Here is a 16,737-nt window from a genome sequence, read left to right as displayed (position 1 = left end):
TAAGTAGTTTTTAGAGATTTTTATTAAAAAAAAGTATAAAAAGCCGAAAATTGATATAGGAGTTTTTTATATAGATGACTTTTTTAAGTGCATCGAATTAAGGTTTGGTAAGTTGGATAAAAAACGGTTTTTTATAAGTCTTTTTATATGTTTTCTCTCTATTTCTGCCTTTTCAAAAGGGTCTGCCGAAGAAGATTATGCAACGGCTAGAAGTCTTTTGGAAGAGTCAAAAAATACTGCAGCCTTACAGGATATAATTAATGTTATTGAAAACAAACCTGAATCTATGGAGAGCGGAATAAGTCTGGCCAGAAAAACAATGAAAAATCAGGCCGAATTTCAAAAAACCTTCCATGAACTTATAGAACTTTTAAGAGTAGATCCTAACAATAACTTAAAAAGAATTGCGATAATAAACAAGATGGAAATTTTGGAATCCGATATGGATCCGGATCTTAGGGCTTTTTTAGACAAGGTAAAAATATCCTCATTCTATGCTATTTACCGTATAAAGTTTAATGATTTGATGAATGAAGGTATTAAACTTATAGAGGCGAAAAAATATAATGATGCCGCCAAGACCTTTATTCAAGGCTTTTCAATGTATGACGGGGAGGCAATGGATGAAGATAAAAATGCCCAAATAAGCGGCATTTTGAAAAAAGAATTTGATTTGGTCAAATCCGATGCAAAAAAATACGAAGCTGCTTATACCGAATTTATTTCGGATGTGAATAAATATAGGGAAAAGGCTTTTTCATCATCCTTATCCTCTCTTGAAAACGAATTAAATGCTTTGAAGAATTCTTCTTCTCGGCTTAGAAATATTACCGGTTCATTAATAAGATCGGGTGCTTCGTTAAAACAGGTTTATTTAAATGAAAGGAAAAAAAATGTTGAGACCGAAGAAAGCATATTGCCCTTTGCTTACCGTTTAACTATCGGACGGGATTCGGCAAAAGGATATGAAGGTGTTGAAGGAGCTATGGAAGCGGGAGTGCATGAGCCGCTTTATTCTTTGGCCGATAGTCATTGGCAGGAAATTAAAAAACTATGGTTTGAATCTTGCGATACATTCGATTTTGAAAACGACATATCTATCGATAAAAATCTCTCTCTAATTGATTTTCATTTAAAAAGCTTGACGGAGATTTATTCCGTTATTAATACACGTTCCGGTTCAAGATTTGGAAAGACAGTTGATTCTCAAGATAAAAAAAGAAACTCTTTAGCCGAGCTTAATAAAATCATGGATTCCACAAAAAAATATTACAGCCGGTTTTTGGCTATAAGAGAAAAAATACAGCCTATTTCATCTTCTTATACCGGAAGTTCTGATGAATTGCGTAATTCTGAAAATCCTAAAATTAAAACTTTAAAGGCTGAGATTCAAGAATTGGAATCTATGATGGTTTCCGTAAAAAAATTATCCGAATCTTTAATAACTTACAGTGCAAGCGATCTCGCCAAAGAACAGGAAGCTTTAGAAGCTAAAAACAGTTTATTGTTAAGTAACTTGGATAAGGCCAGACTTATATGTTATGAGGGGCTTGCAATCATAAATAATAGGTCAGGTAAAGAGGCTTTTGCCGAGACAAAACAAAGATATGACAGCTTTACGAATAACAAACAAAAGACCGATAAGATCTCTCCGGCAGAAACCAGACAAGAGCTTTTAAACTTAAAAGAGATTGTAAAATTAGATCTGCGTATCTTGACTAATTTTATTAAAGATACCGATCTTTCGGTATCCGAAACGAGTAAGGTTTTTGCAGAAAATAAAAACGGTATTGAAAAAACAATTGCAGCTCTTAAAGATTTTTCCGCTAGTATAGACTCTGATTTGGCATTGATGGAATCTGCTATTTTAAAAATACGGTTAGCAAAAAATGAAGCCGATTTAAGGTTTGAAGAAGCAAAGAGAAATTTAGCATCCGGTAATTTTTCTGCAGCAAGGCGAAGCATAGAACTTTCGCGAACAAGAACGAATGACGCTTTGCAGCTTGAAGAAGATGCAGAATACAGAAGCCTTACGGATAAAAGACTCGAAGATCTTGGTAAAGAAATTAATGATGCGGAAAATGCCGTAGTTGTTAAAGATGTCCGTGCATATTTGGAAAAGGCAAAAAAAGAGTACTTTAATACCGAGTTTATAAAAGCTGAAGAAACTTTGAATACGGCACGCAGCCGCTGGGCTGTAACTAATATTGAACCGAACGAAGAGGTTGAAAACTGGCTGGCAATTGTAAATACCGCAGGAACTTTAAAAACAGGAAGATCCATTCCGCCTTCGGCTCCCCTATATCCGCAAATGATACAGCTTTTAAATAATGCCAATCAACTTTATTTGGAAGCAGAGAAAAAAATAAAGGCCGGGCAGAGGAGTGCTGCCTTAAATAATTTAAATCAAGCTAAAGATAATATACGGCAGGTATTATTGATATTCCCGTATAACGAAATTGCAGGGCAATTAAATTTAAAAATCGATAAGTTGATAGATCCTGCAAACTTTAACGAGCAATTCAAGCGGAAAGTTCAAACTATAAGAGCCGAGTACAAGCGTAATTCTCAAAAATCGTATAGCGAATTATTGGATTTGTATAGCATAGATAAAAACTTTTCGGGACTTGCAGCTTTAAAAGATGAAATTGAAATTTACTTAGGGCTAAAACAGCCTCCTCCAAATCTTAAAGCAATCGCCGAGTCTGCTAATCTTACTAAGTCGGCTCAGGCAATATATACAGCCGGTGATAGAGCTTCATTCCCGATTGCTTTGCAGCAATTGGATTCGGCTATTAAACTTAATCCGCAAAATAATAATGCGATACAATTAAAGGACTCAATTCAAATGGCTATGGGAGGTGCTGCAGTTATTGTACTTTCTGCTGCCGATGAGGCAAAATATCAGCAAGCTGTTTCCGAATTACAAAAGGGAAATAAGGTTATAGCAGCTGCATTGGTTGAACAGCTTATGCAAAGTCCGAATGCAAAAAGATCTGCAAAGGTTAGAGAATTAAAAAAGAGGATAGATGCATCACTATGATTAACGAGAAAAAACATATGAAAAAAATCTTAACTATATTTTTAATGTTCTTATTTTTTATAAGTTTTTTATCGGCAAAAGAATTTTATTGGGAAAATCCTTCCGTTATAAGCGGCCGAAACGGATACTTTTTAAAGTCCGCTTCAAATGCAAATATCTCCGCATCTGTCTGGGAAGAAGTCGTTAAGTCCTCCGATACTGAAGGATTGATATATATTTCAACAGGCGTATATGTAAATAACAAATGGACAATAAATGAAAGAATAATTCCGCCTATTCCTTATACGGCCGATATTCCGTCAATTGTTTCTATCGCAGTTGGAAATGATGACAGTATTTTAATTGCATTGGTAAAAAACCGTAATACTATTACGATTTTAAAAAGTACCGATTACGGTAAAACATATACGGTTAAAAATATTGTCACAGAAATATACGATTTGCTTTCTCCTCAACTATCAGTTGCTTCAAACGGCAAGTATCTTATGTTTGTTTCTCACGGTGCAGATGAAAAGTTTTCTATATTCTATTCTTCATCTGAAGACGGCCTTAATTGGCCGGCTTTTTCGGAGTTTAACTTTGCAAAAAAAATGGATAGAATTTTTCTTCCGGCACATACGGCTTCATCAAAAAACGATGTCTTGGTTTTTCAAGCCTTGGATAAAAGCGGAGACAGACGTACTTATCAGCTTTTTTCTTCGTTTTCCTCCGATGGATGTTCCTCCTGGTCGGAACCTGTAAGGATAACGGATAATTTTGATTTTAATAATCAAAGACCTAATCTCTTATATATTAATTCGGAAAAATCTATTTTCATTGTTTGGGAGCAATCATCTTACCGCAGCGAAAAGAATTCTCCTGCCTATGCCGTTTTAGATAGCAAAGGAAAACTTGCTTCTTCAATTGAAATACTGCCGTCCGGAAATGGAACGATGTTTAGCCCCAGGATTATAGCTTATAATAATAAGCCTCTTATTACTTGGTCAGAAACTTATGATGGTAAATCATCCATTTTGATTGCAAGAAAAGAAGATTCAATTTGGAAAACAGACTCTGTTGCATCCATTACCGGCTCCTTGCTTTTTGTAAATCCTTTTTTTGTAGACGGAAATCTTCATATAGTTTGGCAGGAAGGAGTACGCGCGGCAAAAATAATGCATATCGAACCTGACCATGAGGTAGCAAAAGCTCAGCTTCAGCCTTTGAATTTTGATTCAAAGACTTTAGAGGGAAGACAAAAAATTACAATGAAGATTAAATTTCCCAATGACTCATCAGGTATAGCCGGTTATTCGTATGAATGGTCAAAGGATGTTCCTCCCGAATTTGTAGCCCCTGTGATTAAAAAATTAAAAGATGAAACCGTTTTGGTGTATGAGCCTGAAGAAGACGGCTTGTGGTATTTGGGTGTTAGAGTTTGCGATTATGCCGGGAACTGGTCGGAGATGACTACGATTTCTTATGAGAGAGATATAGTTCCTCCCGCAGCTCCTATATTTGATTTATTGGCCTTAGATAAAAAAGGTTTTGTAAAATCGAATACGTTTGATATTAAATGGAATCCACCCGATTTGGATATAAACGGAAAACCTGAAACGGCTATAAACGGTTATATATGGAATCTTTCATATTTAGGTACAGTAGATAAATTTCTTTCATACCTAAAAACGGCAGGGTCTGCCTTTATAGATGATGATGTCGTGCAAAAAGTTTTGTCCGATAATTTAGATGTTGAATTAAATACATCAAAAATAAGTTCCGTTTCAAATAAAAGAGAATTTAAAAATTATGAAAACGGTCTTTATGCTTTAACCGTTTCTGCCGTAGACGCTTTTGGAAATATCGGTGCTCCGGCAGTAAAGTATTTTGCTTTAAATAAATATATTCCGTATACTTATGTTGCAGATATAAATGCGGTGCAAGCACTGGATGGATCTATCTCTCTTTCTCTGGTAGGTAAGGGCTTTGCTGCCGGAGGCGAAGTAACTTCGATCTATGTTGATGCTGACGGACTTCCTCCTTATGATCTAACTATAGAAAAAAAAGATTTCTCTGTTCTTAGTGACAAACTTATATCGAATATAAAAATAAATTATCTGGATCCCGGAAAATACTATGTGGGATTAATGCACTCAGGACGAGGAGTTTACTTTGCCCAAAAAACCATATCTTTTGATGATATAGGAAATATTAAGCTGGGTGATTATGGAAAGGTCTATAAATATAATTGGCTTCTTTCGGCTATGGATTCCGATTTTTCGGATTATTTTTTAATTATTTGTTTTACAATATTTATTTTACTTATTATGACTCTTTCAATAACGGGAGTTATTTATTCCGTAAAAGAAGCTATAAAAATAAAGTATGAGGTAACTGTTTTATTGCGAGGAGGTGCTATGTCATTTGGAAAAGAAAAAAAACTGTCTGCATTAAAAGTTAGAGGCGGCGGATTAAGGTTAAAGTTTATGATGTTTACAATGACTTTGATAATATCGGTTATTTTAACCTTGGATCTTCCCTTGGGTTTTCGATTTTCGGAAACACAGGAAAGATTATTGGCAGAAGGTTTGGCTTCAAATACTCAGGTTTTGCTTGAAAGTTTGAGTTCCGGTGCCAAAGCTTATCTTCCTTCAAAAAATGTATTGGAGCTGGGCTTTTTACCTTCTCAAGTCTCTGCGCTTAAAGAAGCAAGTTTTGCAACGATAACCGGTGTTCACATTGATAATAAAAAAGTAGGTTATAATTTTGTTTGGGCTTCCAATGATGAAGATATTCTTTCTAAAATAGATACTCCCGATTTTGTTGTAGGCAAATCCGAGTTGTTATTGCCCCAATTGGAAAATGTGTATAAAAAACTTGATGAAATTGATAAGGAAGCAAGAGATAGTGTAGGCGAAATTTCAGATGAAATCCAATCTTTGACAGATATGACCATGTTAATTGCTTTGAATACCGATTTGAAATCGGTAGAACGCAGAAACGAAATTCAGTCGGCTATTAATCAAATGGAAACAAAACTTAGTTCCGAACTTAACGGATTGAGTATAAAGGGATCCGGTTCTTATCCCGAATTTAATTCGAAAAAACTTTCAAGGGATATTACAAGCTATCTCTTTTATAAGCCTATTCTTTACAGACAGACAGGAGGGCAATCTAATTTTGTTCAAGGTATGGTTTATATTCAGGTTTCTACACAGAGTTTGATTGAACAAATTGATGAAGCAACAACTGCACTGCGTAAAGTTATATTATTGATTTCATTGGGTGCTCTTTCAGCAGGTTTAGTCGGTGCTTATATTTTGTCTTCGATTATTACGGCTCCTATAAAAAAACTTGTAAGACATGTTGCAATGATTGCCGCTACCGAAGATAAGGAGCTCCTTGCAGGTAAGGATGTTAAGCTTAGAACAAAGGATGAGATAGGTGTTTTAGGAACAACCATAAATGAAATGACAAACGGTCTTGTTGAGGCAGCTGCTGCTTCAAAGGATTTGACAATGGGTAAAGAAATTCAAAAAATGTTTTTACCCCTCGATTTAGATGAAGCAGGAAGAAAACTTACGTCAGGAAAGACTGTAGATGATAATGTAGAATTCTTCGGTTATTATGAAGGTGCTCGCGGTGTATCGGGAGACTATTTTGATTATATAAAATTGGACGATAGATACTATGCAATTATAAAGTGCGACGTTGCAGGTAAGGGAGTTCCTGCCGCTCTTATAATGGTCGAGGTCGCAACTCTTTTCTTGGACTATTTTAGAGACTGGAGCTATAAAAAGCAGGGACTAAAAATAGATCAGGTTGTATCACGAATAAACGATCTACTGGAATCCAGAGGCTTTAAGGGACGTTTTGCAGCCTTTACCCTTTGTATTATGGATTCGATAAGCGGTAATGTTCATTTTTGTAATGCAGGTGATAATGTTATCAATATTTATGATGCCGCCTTAAAGAAAATGAAAGAAGTTATCTTGACCGAAGTTTCTGCAGCAGGAGTTTTCCCCACTTTTATGATAGATATGAAAGGCGGCTTTAAGGTTGAAACCGTTAAATTAAATTCCGGAGATGTTCTGTTCCTCTACACTGACGGTATTGAAGAAGCCAAACGCTTGTTTAGGAATTCCAAACTGGAGCCTATTTTATGTGAAGAACCCGGGCTTGAAAAAGATGCCGAACATGAAACTCATAGTGTCGGTCAGGACGGAGAAGAGTTGGGTAAGCCTCGCGTATGCAAGATTATCGAAAGTATCTTTGCCCGAAGTTCTTTTAGCTTAAAAAAATGGCATAACCCGATTGAAAATGAACAATTCGATTTTGATTTTACAAACCTTGAGGGAACAATTGAGGATGCGGTTATAGGCCTTGTTTCAGTCGAAAAAATATTCCGAATGTATCAGGATCCTAAAGCAACCGAAAGAGATATGGTTCAGGTAGATAAAAAAATAGATTTATTTTTAAATAAACATTTTAGGCAATATCAAACTTATTGCGGAAACCGTGTCCCCAACACAAGTTATAACGAGTATCTTTATTATACAAATGTACGTGAAGATCAGCAATATGACGATTTAACTATTTTGGGAATTAAGAAGAAATAAGACTATGCTTAAAGTACAAAACTTAAGTAAATATTACGGAAGCAAAAAAACTCAGGTTGTAGGTTGTAAAAATATTTCGTTTGAATTAAAAACCGGTGAGATAACTTCGCTTTTAGGCTTAAACGGTGCGGGTAAAAGCAGTATCATAAACTGTATTTCAGGTTATTATACACCGGATGAAGGAGATGCTTTTATAGACTCGTACTCCATATTAACCGATGGACTTGAAGCAAAAAAACTTCTAGGTATTCTATATGAACAAAATCCTCTTTATTCGAATATGACGGTTCATGATTTTTTATATTTCGCCGGTCAAATGCACGGAATAGAAAAAGATAGATTGGATGCTGCTTTAGATGAAGTAATCGATTTTTGCGAAATAGATGAAGTAAAAAATCACTTAATTAAAAGTTTATCTAAGGGGTTTAAGCAACGTGTAGGCTTAGCTCAAGCTGTTTTACATAATCCTCCGTTGATTATTTTGGATGAACCCGCTTCAGGTTTTGATTCGGTGCAGGTAAAAGATTTCGAAAAAAAAATATTGCATATTGCAAAAGAAAAAACAATTTTAATATGTACACATGATTTAAGACAGGCTGCGGAGCTTTGCTCCAATCATATTTTACTTAATAAGGGAGAAATAATAGCCATTGGTAATCTTTTAGAAATAAAAGAACAGCTGGAGACGGAAGGCTGCGACTTTGATTCGGAAATAAATTATACCGTATTGGAAAAAGCCTTTGAATTTTTTGCAGGGATAAACAAAAATGAATTTAGAAAAAACGAATAAAAATCTTATTTTTTTTATTACAAAAAAAGAATTTAGGATGATGTATAAAAGTTCGTCTTTTTATGCTGCCTCTCTTTTTTTTCTGGCCGGTGCGGCCATTGCCTTTATCGGTTCCGATTCGTGGTTTAATGCAGGTTTGTCGGATCTAAAAAACTTTTTTTTTAATATGCCTCTTTTATTTTGTGTTGTAATTCCGATGCTGACGATGAGTTCGTGGAGTGATGAAAAAAAACAATTTACCGATAAGTTTTTATTTTCTCTGCCTGTTTCTATCCGATATATTGTGCTGGGAAAATATTTAAGCCTTATTTTAATATGGTCTATTATGCTTGCATTAAGCTTGGTAATACCGCTTTCAGTTTTTTCATTGGCTTATTTCGATTCCGGCTCTTTTTTTGTTTCTTATATTTCTATTTTTTTATTCGGTGCGGGCATTATTTCTATTTCTCTTGGACTTTCGGCAGTAAGCGGTAAACCTGAAATTAATTTTTTGCTTTCGTTTTTGACGGTTTTATTTTTCACAATTATTTATCCTTTGACAAGAAATTTAAATTTTCCTTTATTGCTGAATGAGATTATCTCTTATCTTTCTTTTAGTTCTCATTTTGAATCGGCTGCACGGGGGCTTTTTGATTCACGCGACATTATCTTCTATTTAATTTTAGTCGCCTTAGGAATTGAACTGAATGTTTTTATTTTAACACAACAAAGGAATGTAAGATGAAAAAAGAATATAAGTTTCAATTTTTTCTTTTTGTTTTGATGCTTATTTTAATTTCTCTTGTCTCTTCAAAAATATATTTTAGACTTGATACTACAAAAGAAAAAAATTACACCCTGTCAAATTATACCAAAGAATTATTGACGAATCTTGAAAGCTCCGTAAAGGTAACTTGGTTTAAAAGTTCAAATGTAGATAATTTTTTCCCTTCATTAAAATACTTAAACGATATGCTTTCGGAATACAAATTATATTCCAAGGGTGATTTTAGTGTTGTACTAAAAGATACCGCAAGCCTTTCATCGGATGCCATAAACAAGATAGGGTTGATTCCCCGTGAAATAGAAGCTCAAGACAATTCCGTAAAGATAATCCATAAGCTGTACTCCGGTCTTATGATAGAATATATGGGGCAAACAAGAATTATACCCTTTATTGATGATATTGATACCTTAGAATATGACCTCGCAAGATTTATTTTAAGTATGAGGTCTGATGCTTTAGGAGATACCCAAGCAGGAACGGTTTTTCTTATTGCGGATCCTGCCTTGCTTGAAACCGATTATTCTTATGTCATTCCTTGGCTTGAATATGCAGGTTTTAATGTTTTACCTTTGGAATTGCCTGTCAGCAATATACCTGCCGAATTTCCTCTTTTGGTTATAGGTTCGGATTATATAGATTATTCTTCTGCTGCTGCGATAGATATGTTTTTACAAAAAGAGGGTAGGGCTGTTTTTTTTGTTTCAGGAAACAAGGTTGATGTAAAAGGTTCTTGGAAAGCAAAGCCTAAGGTAAAAGATTTTTTATTGGATGTGCTTTCTCATCACGGCTTTTATATAAATGCCGATATGGCTTTGGATTTAATAAATAACTTCCGCATTACGATGGCTCAAGTTGATAATAAAGGTACAAAACTAATTAATTATCCTTTTTGGATTCAGTTTCCTCTAAGCGGTATTAACCGAGACCATCCGATATTTGCCGCTTACCGGCCATTGATTTCTTTTTGGCCTTCTTCAATCGATTTGGATTTAAATAAAAACACCGAGCTTGTTCCCTATGTACTTACAGGTCAAAACTCCTTGACGGTTTTCGATTCTTATAGCACCGATCCTCTTGAAAATCATTTTAAAAAATTTGAAGATGCCTCTTTTAAACCTTCGGTAATTGTTGCAGGGCAAACAAAGCCTTCCCGTATCTTGGTTATAGGCGATGAGTATATGATAAGCAGAGCAATAGATTATACCGGTTCCACATACAATATGGATTTTATGGTAAACTGTGTAGAATATGTTTCTTTAAAAGATAATCTTCTTTTGTTAAAAAATAAAAAACATTCTCCTCCTCCATTTAAGCAATTTGAAGATAGAGAAAAAATGACAAACCTTGTATTTAGGGCAAGATTAATTTCTATCATACTTCTTCCTCTTTCCGTTTTTATTTTGGGTCTTTACATGTTTATAAAACAAAGGAGGTCAAGGTGAAAAACTTTTTTAAGTTAAAAAAATATACTCAAGCTTTGATTTTTGCAAATATTTTTTTTCTCTTAAGTTTGATTTTTGTAAGTATTCCAAAAAATGAAGCAAATGTTTTTAACACTTCACTTGTATCAAGGCAAAATATAGAAAACATAGATGAAATTGTTTTTACTATTCCCGATAATTCCCTTCCTCCGCGTTTTAACGAATTAAGGCTTATCAAAAAAAAAGATAAATTTATTTTGAGTAGTCAATCTGGGGAATATAAGGTTCAGCCGGCCTTAATAGAAAGACTTTTTTCCGTTTTAAGTACTAAACAAAATTTTAGGTTTGTAAGCGATGATATAAAACAATATATTAATTTCGGCTTGGATGAAGATCATGCTGCCCGCCTACAGCTATTGCGTTCCGATAAAACCATAATGGGCGATTTTGTTTTCGGAAAAAACGATACGCTGGGTATCAACCGCTATGTCCGAATAGACGCCCGCACAAAAATTTTTATTATGCCCGACGTCTTATCTTCTTTTTTAACCGTAAAATCTAACTTTTGGCTCGACCTGCAAATTTATAAATATAAATTTGAAAATAACTCAATTCAGCTTATCGAAAAAAACAAACAGATTATCAGCCGTTCAGATAAACATAAAGAAAAATTCGACGAGTTGGAAACATTTTTAAAACAATTTTCATGTATAGATATTTTTCCTGCATTTCCGATTACCAATTCGGAAACTCAAGAGCTTAATTTAATTTTGGGTACCGGAGAAAAAATAGAGATTTTTTTTACGCCGATGGAAAGCGGCGATTTTATTTTGTTTGATTCCGCTTCTAATAATTCCTATGTCATAAGCGGATACACAAAACGCCGCATCGATTCCATCTTGGATTCTATTTTTGAAGATTTTAAAAACTGATGTTGTTTATTGCCGTCTCGTTTAGAAGTTTTTCGATATTGTTTATACAAAGCTCCAAATAGTTTTCAGGCACAGGTGCTTTTTTCCAAGGATGGGTTAAGGCACTGGAGCTGTTTATTCTTATAAGGGCTAAATTGCAGCCGGAATTTTTAAGAACTTCCATTACCGTTTTTGCATCTCCTCCTTGGGAGCCGACTCCCGGAATCAGCATGGGGACCTCTCCTGCTTGGGCATAAATACCCGAAATTATTTTTAGCTCTTCCATTCCCGTAGCTCCGACAACGGCTCCCGTTCCCGGAAATTCCTTTGCATAAAAAGCAATCTTTTTTGCAACCTCGATATAAAGCTCCGAATTATTTTTACCCTCAGAATCGGTTTTAAGGTTTTGAAAATCCTTTGCTCCGGGATTACTTGTCCGGTTTAAAATATAAGCTCCCTTATCCAAATACTTTTCCGAAATAAAGGGAAGAATAGAATCGCTTCCCATGTAGGGACTGACCGTTACCGCATCCGCCTTCCAGCCGTCGAAGGCTTCGATAGCATAGTTAAGACTGGAGCGGGCAATATCTCCCCGCTTTGAATCGAGGATTACAGGAATACCGGGGAAGTGTTTTTCGATTAGGGATAAAATTTCTGCAAGGCTTTCGGAACCCGAAAAATCTTTTTCTCTGGGCTTATCAAGGGCCGAATAGTAACCTATATTCGGTTTAAAAGCTGCGGGAATCAAATTCTTTTCCTGCATCTTATTGAAAAGCTCTTTAAAAAAGCTTACAAGATTATCCTTTACCATTCCGGTTTTATTAGGAACAGCTTCAAAAATCGGGTCTAAGCCCATACATGCACAGTTATTCGTTTTTTTTGCCGAAGTTTTTAATAAGTCGATGTAGTTCATATTGGCGGTAAGTTTAGCCTAAAACGGAAGATGTGTCAATTATCGTTAAGCTATAGATTTTTTTTTGCTTATTTATTATATTTAAGAGATTATGTTAATTACTTTTAAAGAATTGGGACTTGACGATATAGTCCTGCAAGCAGTTGAAGCCAAGGGTTTTGAAGAACCTACTCCTATTCAGGTTTTGGCTATTCCCCGCCTTCTTTCAGGAGAAGCAAATGTTATCGCTAAGGCTCGGACAGGAACGGGAAAGACGGCAGCCTTCGGCCTTCCCCTTGTGCAAGAGCTGCGTTCAAATACCGGAAAGGTGAGAGCCCTTATTTTGGTTCCTACCAGAGAGCTGGCCGTTCAAGTTGCCGGCGAACTTGAATCTTTTAGAATAGAAGAATATCCCCGTATCGCAACCGTTTACGGAGGAGCGGCGATAGGCCCTCAACTTAGAAGCCTAAAAACAGGTGTCGAAATCGTTGTAGGAACTCCCGGCCGCATAATGGATCATCTTGAGCGGGGCTCCCTAAAAATCGAAGATATAGAATATTTTATTTTGGATGAAGCCGATGAGATGCTTAACATGGGCTTTATCGAAGACATAGAAAATATCTTTTCAAAGGCAAATCCTGAAGCCCGTGTTTTAATGTTTTCGGCGACGATGCCAAAGCAGATACTGAGCATAGCTTCAGACTTTATGGGCGACTATGAAATTGTCGAAGAAGAACCTCAAGAAGAAAGAGCTTCTTTAACGGAACAATTTTTTTGGGTTGTAAGGGAAGGGGATAAAACCGAAGCCCTTGTCCGTCTTATAGATACGAGCCCTAACTTTTACGGCCTCGTATTTTGCCAAACAAAAATCGATGCCGATGATGTTGCAAAGGAACTTGACGAAAGGCACTACGAAGCTGCCGCCCTCCACGGGGATATTCCTCAAAGCCAAAGGGAAAAAATATTGGAACGCTTTAGATCAAAAAAGACCCGCATTCTTGTTGCAACCGATGTTGCCGCAAGGGGTATAGACATCGAGGGAATTTCCCATGTTGTAAACTATGCAATTCCTTATGACGGGCCGACCTATACCCACCGTATAGGAAGAACGGGCAGGGCAGGAGCGGCAGGGGTTGCAGTCAGCTTTGTACGCCCTAATGAGGTAAAAAGAATCGAGTACCTGCGCAAACATGCCCGCGGAGAATTAAAAGAAGGCAAAATTCCTTCAATCGAACAAGTCATCGAAATCAAGCGTACCCGTATCTTAAAAGAAACGGCTGCCCAAATCGAAAAACGCATTAGCGAAGAAAAACCCGAACAGGGCTTTGCAGCCTTTGCAAATAAACTCACGGAATACGGAGATGCTCAAACCGTTCTCTCCTTTATTCTTCAAATGCAGTACGGCTCGTTTTTATCGCCTGCTCATTATAAAACAATCAAGCCTGTGCGTTCCGAAGGGAAGGCGCGAAAATCTGATGACGATTCTTTGCGTCTTTATATAGGTGTGGGCCGAAAAGACGGCATCACAAAGCGAAAACTTGCCGAAATGCTAAGCCGGCTTCTTTCAATCCCCGAACGGCTTGTAGATGATATAGAGGTTATGGATAAGTTTTCCCTTGCTACTATGCCTAAAAATGCTGCAAATGATGCTCTGCGCCTATGTAAAAAGAAAAGGGGCTTGCCTCATATGCATATTGATGTAAAAAGTGAGGCTCCGACTAATTACGGTTCTATCGGTAAGGGAAAAAGAGGACAAAAACGGAAAAACGGAACACAAAGAAAAAAAGAAGGTTTAAGCTCTGCTTCAAAGTATAAGCGTAAATAGTTTTAATTGACAAGTTTTAATTTTGCCTTGACAATATTCTATTCTATACGGTATAATCTGGGATACAGGAGTTATTTTTATGAATGTTATAAAGGGAATTGTGCGGGATAAAAACAAACAGCCTGTCAGTCATGCTAAAGTTGCTCTTTTAACGGAAAGGTTTGAAGTTATAATCAGCGGTGAAGCTGATGAATCGGGCCGTTTTCGTTTGGAAGCTGATGCAAAAAAGTACCCTTATTTTATCGCTTCAAAAGGTTTTAATGAAAAATTTCTTGACTTTTGGGGTTGTAATATAGATTTAAGGAAAGACCTTGAGATAAATCCTATTCTTGGTAAAATAGAAATTTTTAGTTTGATATTTTTCCCTTCCCTCGATGCAGATAATTGTATGATGCTTTATTTTAGGCCCATGAGTTTAAAACAGCTTGTAGGCAAGGAAAAAGTCATTGCACCTGAACTAAGCACCGATGATATAACCGTTTCCGTCAATGGGGACTTTTACGAAATTATTACAATGAGGGTTATAAGCGAAACGATTAATAAAGGAGTTGAACCTATAAGGGCCTATGCTTTAAAAATAAGCTTGGACGGAATTGAATTTGACGGGAAAAATAAACTTGAAATAAGCATTATAAAAGATGACGGTTATGGCGAAGCCGTTTTATTTTTCTAAATATAGGTTTTTAAATAAGATTGGTTTATGATAGATTCCCATGTTCATCTTAGAGACGGCCTTTTATCCGATAAAGAAACTATAGCCCATGCCTTGGCCTTGGCCTGTCCCGCTGGTTTTACGGCCTTTTTTGATATGCCGAATACCAATCCTCCCCTTACAAATGCCGAGGCTGTTTTGGAGCGTTTTGCCCTTGCGGAAAAATCTATAAAGCAGGCCGGCGTATCTGCTTTTTACGGTATTTACGGCGGTCTTACTTCAGATATTGCTCAAATAGAAAAAATGGTTTTATTCTATAAAAAATACTTTCCTAAAATAGTGGGCTTTAAAATGTTTGCCGGTCATTCCACCGGAAACATGGGTATAGTTGAAAAAGAAGACCAAAGGAAGGTCTATGCCGCTCTTAAAAAATTCGATTACAGGGGTATTCTTGCCGTTCATTGCGAAAAAGAAAGCCTTATGAATAATTCGATCTTCGATATTGAAAATCCTATCACTCACAGCCTTGCCCGGCCTCCTATTGCCGAAACGGAATCCATAAAGGATCAGATTGAGCTTATGCAAAGCGAGGACTTTAAGGGACATCTTCATGTCTGTCACATAAGCACAAAAGAAGGAATAAGGCTTGTTGCCGAGGCAAAAAAAAGCGGGCTTAGTATTTCGTGCGGGGCTACGGCTCATCATGCCCTCTTAAATATTGATTCTTATAAAAAGTCCGGTATCTTTGTAAAAATGAACCCTCCCTTACGTGAAAAAGAGGAACAGGAAGCCGTTTTTAATGCCCTCATTTCAGGCGGAATTGACTGGATTGAAAGCGACCACGCTCCGCACACATATGAAGATAAGAAAAAAGGCGCTTCCGGTATTCCGGGCTTTGCCGGTTCTCTGATTCTTTTAAAAGAACTGCGCAAGGCAGGCTGCTCCGAAAAAAGACTGGACGAACTTTGCGGTAAGGCCGTAAACCATATTTTTAAACTTGATTTGTCTTATAAAGTCCCCTCAAATACCGAAATCGATGCCTCCCTCCCAAGTTTAAGATCCGGCTACCCCTTCGATGCCTTTGAATTTTTTGGTATTTCCAAATTTTCTTTTTTAAATTTTATTGTTACCTTGACTATATGTACAATAGCATATATACTATAAATTACAAGGTAGTTAGAAATGATTTTTGAATGGGATGAGATCAAAAATGAAAATAATATAAAAAAGCATGACGGTATTTCATTCAAAATAGCTGCTCGCGTGTTTCTTGATAGTAAGCGTAGAGAAAAATATGATGAGCAGCATTCAACCCTTGAAGAACAGCGTTGGAATGCGATTGGGCTTGTTGAAGATGTGCTTTTTGTTGTGTTTACGGAAAGAAAAAATGATATAATTAGGCTTATATCAGCACGGAAAGCAAATCAGGAGGAAATAAATGAATACTATAGTAACTATGACATTAGATGATTTAAAGAAAACTCCGCTTACCGAAGAAGAAAAACAAACTATCCGAAAGGCAAAGTCTATACCTACTGATGACTGCCCCAAACAATCTAAAGAGGAGCTTGCTAAATTCAGGCCATGGTATGAAGTACATCAAAAAAGTGAAACTAGTATTAAAATAGATGCTGATGTATTGGAATGGTTTAAAGCTCAAGGTAAAGGCTATAAAACAAAAATCAATTCTGTTTTACGCTCTTATGCGTTCGGTTAAATTCGAAGTTTTACAATTTTCCCCATATTCTTTCTCAATTTTACTTGGTATTTTAAATTTTTTGATGTATAATGGAAGAGCAGTTATATTTAGGATTCGGCCTTTATTATAGGAGGTTTTTT

Annotated in this window: 12 protein-coding genes; 11 read left to right on the top strand and 1 reads right to left on the bottom strand. The window is 36.2% G+C overall.

What is annotated here, in order from left to right; genetic code table 11:
- The first annotated feature begins 112 nt into the window (after nucleotides 1-112).
- Genes TDE_RS10025 through TDE_RS10000 form a run of 6 tightly spaced genes read left to right on the top strand, consistent with a single transcriptional unit; the run spans nucleotide 113 to nucleotide 11,550 of the window.
- A complete protein-coding gene (locus tag TDE_RS10025; protein ID WP_002679927.1) occupies nucleotides 113-3,043 on the top strand; it encodes a hypothetical protein in 2,931 nt (976 codons plus the stop codon).
- The gene (locus TDE_RS10020; RefSeq protein ID WP_164920603.1) at nucleotides 3,040-7,641 is read left to right on the top strand and encodes a SpoIIE family protein phosphatase; all 4,602 of its coding nucleotides are present in this window, start codon (nucleotides 3,040-3,042) and stop codon (nucleotides 7,639-7,641) included. Before TDE_RS10025 ends, TDE_RS10020 begins: the two co-directional genes overlap by 4 nt.
- A gap of 4 nt (nucleotides 7,642-7,645) precedes the next feature.
- Entirely contained in the window at nucleotides 7,646-8,431 is a 786-nt protein-coding gene (locus TDE_RS10015; RefSeq protein WP_002679925.1) for an ABC transporter ATP-binding protein, read from the top strand.
- Nucleotides 8,409-9,155, top strand: a complete 747-nt coding sequence (locus TDE_RS10010) for an ABC transporter permease (RefSeq protein ID WP_002679924.1) — start codon at nucleotides 8,409-8,411, stop codon at nucleotides 9,153-9,155. The genes TDE_RS10015 and TDE_RS10010 overlap by 23 nt, the downstream gene beginning before the upstream one ends.
- Nucleotides 9,152-10,639, top strand: coding sequence for a GldG family protein (locus TDE_RS10005; RefSeq protein ID WP_002679921.1), 1,488 nt, complete (start codon nucleotides 9,152-9,154; stop codon nucleotides 10,637-10,639). The genes TDE_RS10010 and TDE_RS10005 overlap by 4 nt, the downstream gene beginning before the upstream one ends.
- A complete protein-coding gene (locus TDE_RS10000; RefSeq protein WP_002679919.1) occupies nucleotides 10,636-11,550 on the top strand; it encodes a DUF4340 domain-containing protein in 915 nt (304 codons plus the stop codon). The genes TDE_RS10005 and TDE_RS10000 overlap by 4 nt, the downstream gene beginning before the upstream one ends.
- Here TDE_RS10000 and pyrF read toward each other — a convergent pair.
- Nucleotides 11,540-12,442: an orotidine-5'-phosphate decarboxylase gene (gene pyrF, locus TDE_RS09995; RefSeq protein ID WP_010957153.1), complete on the bottom strand. Its 903-nt coding sequence runs from the start codon at nucleotides 12,440-12,442 to the stop codon at nucleotides 11,540-11,542. The two genes, TDE_RS10000 and pyrF, sit on opposite strands and share 11 nt — an antisense overlap.
- A gap of 91 nt (nucleotides 12,443-12,533) precedes the next feature.
- Here pyrF and TDE_RS09990 point away from each other — a divergent pair, with 91 nt between their 5' ends.
- The 5 genes from TDE_RS09990 (at nucleotide 12,534) to TDE_RS09970 (ending at nucleotide 16,615) form a co-directional block, all read left to right on the top strand.
- Nucleotides 12,534-14,246: a DEAD/DEAH box helicase gene (locus tag TDE_RS09990; protein ID WP_010957152.1), complete on the top strand. Its 1,713-nt coding sequence runs from the start codon at nucleotides 12,534-12,536 to the stop codon at nucleotides 14,244-14,246.
- 79 nt (nucleotides 14,247-14,325) lie between these two features.
- Complete coding sequence (locus tag TDE_RS09985) at nucleotides 14,326-14,919, top strand: carboxypeptidase-like regulatory domain-containing protein (protein ID WP_002679914.1); 594 nt, start codon at nucleotides 14,326-14,328, stop codon at nucleotides 14,917-14,919.
- Between the two features lie 27 nt (nucleotides 14,920-14,946).
- On the top strand, nucleotides 14,947-16,062 hold the full coding sequence (locus TDE_RS09980) for a dihydroorotase (protein WP_002679913.1): 1,116 nt from the start codon (nucleotides 14,947-14,949) through the stop codon (nucleotides 16,060-16,062).
- An 18-nt stretch (nucleotides 16,063-16,080) separates the two neighbouring features.
- A complete protein-coding gene (locus TDE_RS09975; protein WP_002679912.1) occupies nucleotides 16,081-16,368 on the top strand; it encodes a BrnT family toxin in 288 nt (95 codons plus the stop codon).
- Nucleotides 16,337-16,615 carry a BrnA antitoxin family protein gene (locus TDE_RS09970; protein ID WP_002675561.1) on the top strand — a complete coding sequence of 93 codons (279 nt, stop codon included), beginning with the start codon at nucleotides 16,337-16,339 and terminating at the stop codon, nucleotides 16,613-16,615. The genes TDE_RS09975 and TDE_RS09970 overlap by 32 nt, the downstream gene beginning before the upstream one ends.
- Nucleotides 16,616-16,737: the final 122 nt, after the last annotated feature.

Origin of the sequence: Treponema denticola ATCC 35405, from assembly GCF_000008185.1 — a bacterium.
Taxonomy (GTDB): domain Bacteria; phylum Spirochaetota; class Spirochaetia; order Treponematales; family Treponemataceae; genus Treponema_B; species Treponema_B denticola.
This window is presented reverse-complemented; position numbering and strand designations above follow the sequence as displayed.

Bases quoted from the DNA above. Each gene is read 5' to 3' on its own strand.
- TDE_RS10020 (WP_164920603.1), top strand. From the start codon at position 3,040: ATGATTAACGAGAAAAAACATATGAAAAAAATCTTAACTATATTTTTA.
- TDE_RS10015 (WP_002679925.1), top strand. From the start codon at position 7,646: ATGCTTAAAGTACAAAACTTAAGTAAATATTACGGAAGCAAAAAAACT.
- TDE_RS10010 (WP_002679924.1), top strand. From the start codon at position 8,409: ATGAATTTAGAAAAAACGAATAAAAATCTTATTTTTTTTATTACAAAA.
- TDE_RS10005 (WP_002679921.1), top strand. From the start codon at position 9,152: ATGAAAAAAGAATATAAGTTTCAATTTTTTCTTTTTGTTTTGATGCTT.
- pyrF (WP_010957153.1), bottom strand. From the start codon at position 12,442: ATGAACTACATCGACTTATTAAAAACTTCGGCAAAAAAAACGAATAAC.
- TDE_RS09990 (WP_010957152.1), top strand. From the start codon at position 12,534: ATGTTAATTACTTTTAAAGAATTGGGACTTGACGATATAGTCCTGCAA.
- TDE_RS09985 (WP_002679914.1), top strand. From the start codon at position 14,326: ATGAATGTTATAAAGGGAATTGTGCGGGATAAAAACAAACAGCCTGTC.
- TDE_RS09980 (WP_002679913.1), top strand. From the start codon at position 14,947: ATGATAGATTCCCATGTTCATCTTAGAGACGGCCTTTTATCCGATAAA.
- TDE_RS09975 (WP_002679912.1), top strand. From the start codon at position 16,081: ATGATTTTTGAATGGGATGAGATCAAAAATGAAAATAATATAAAAAAG.
- TDE_RS09970 (WP_002675561.1), top strand. From the start codon at position 16,337: ATGAATACTATAGTAACTATGACATTAGATGATTTAAAGAAAACTCCG.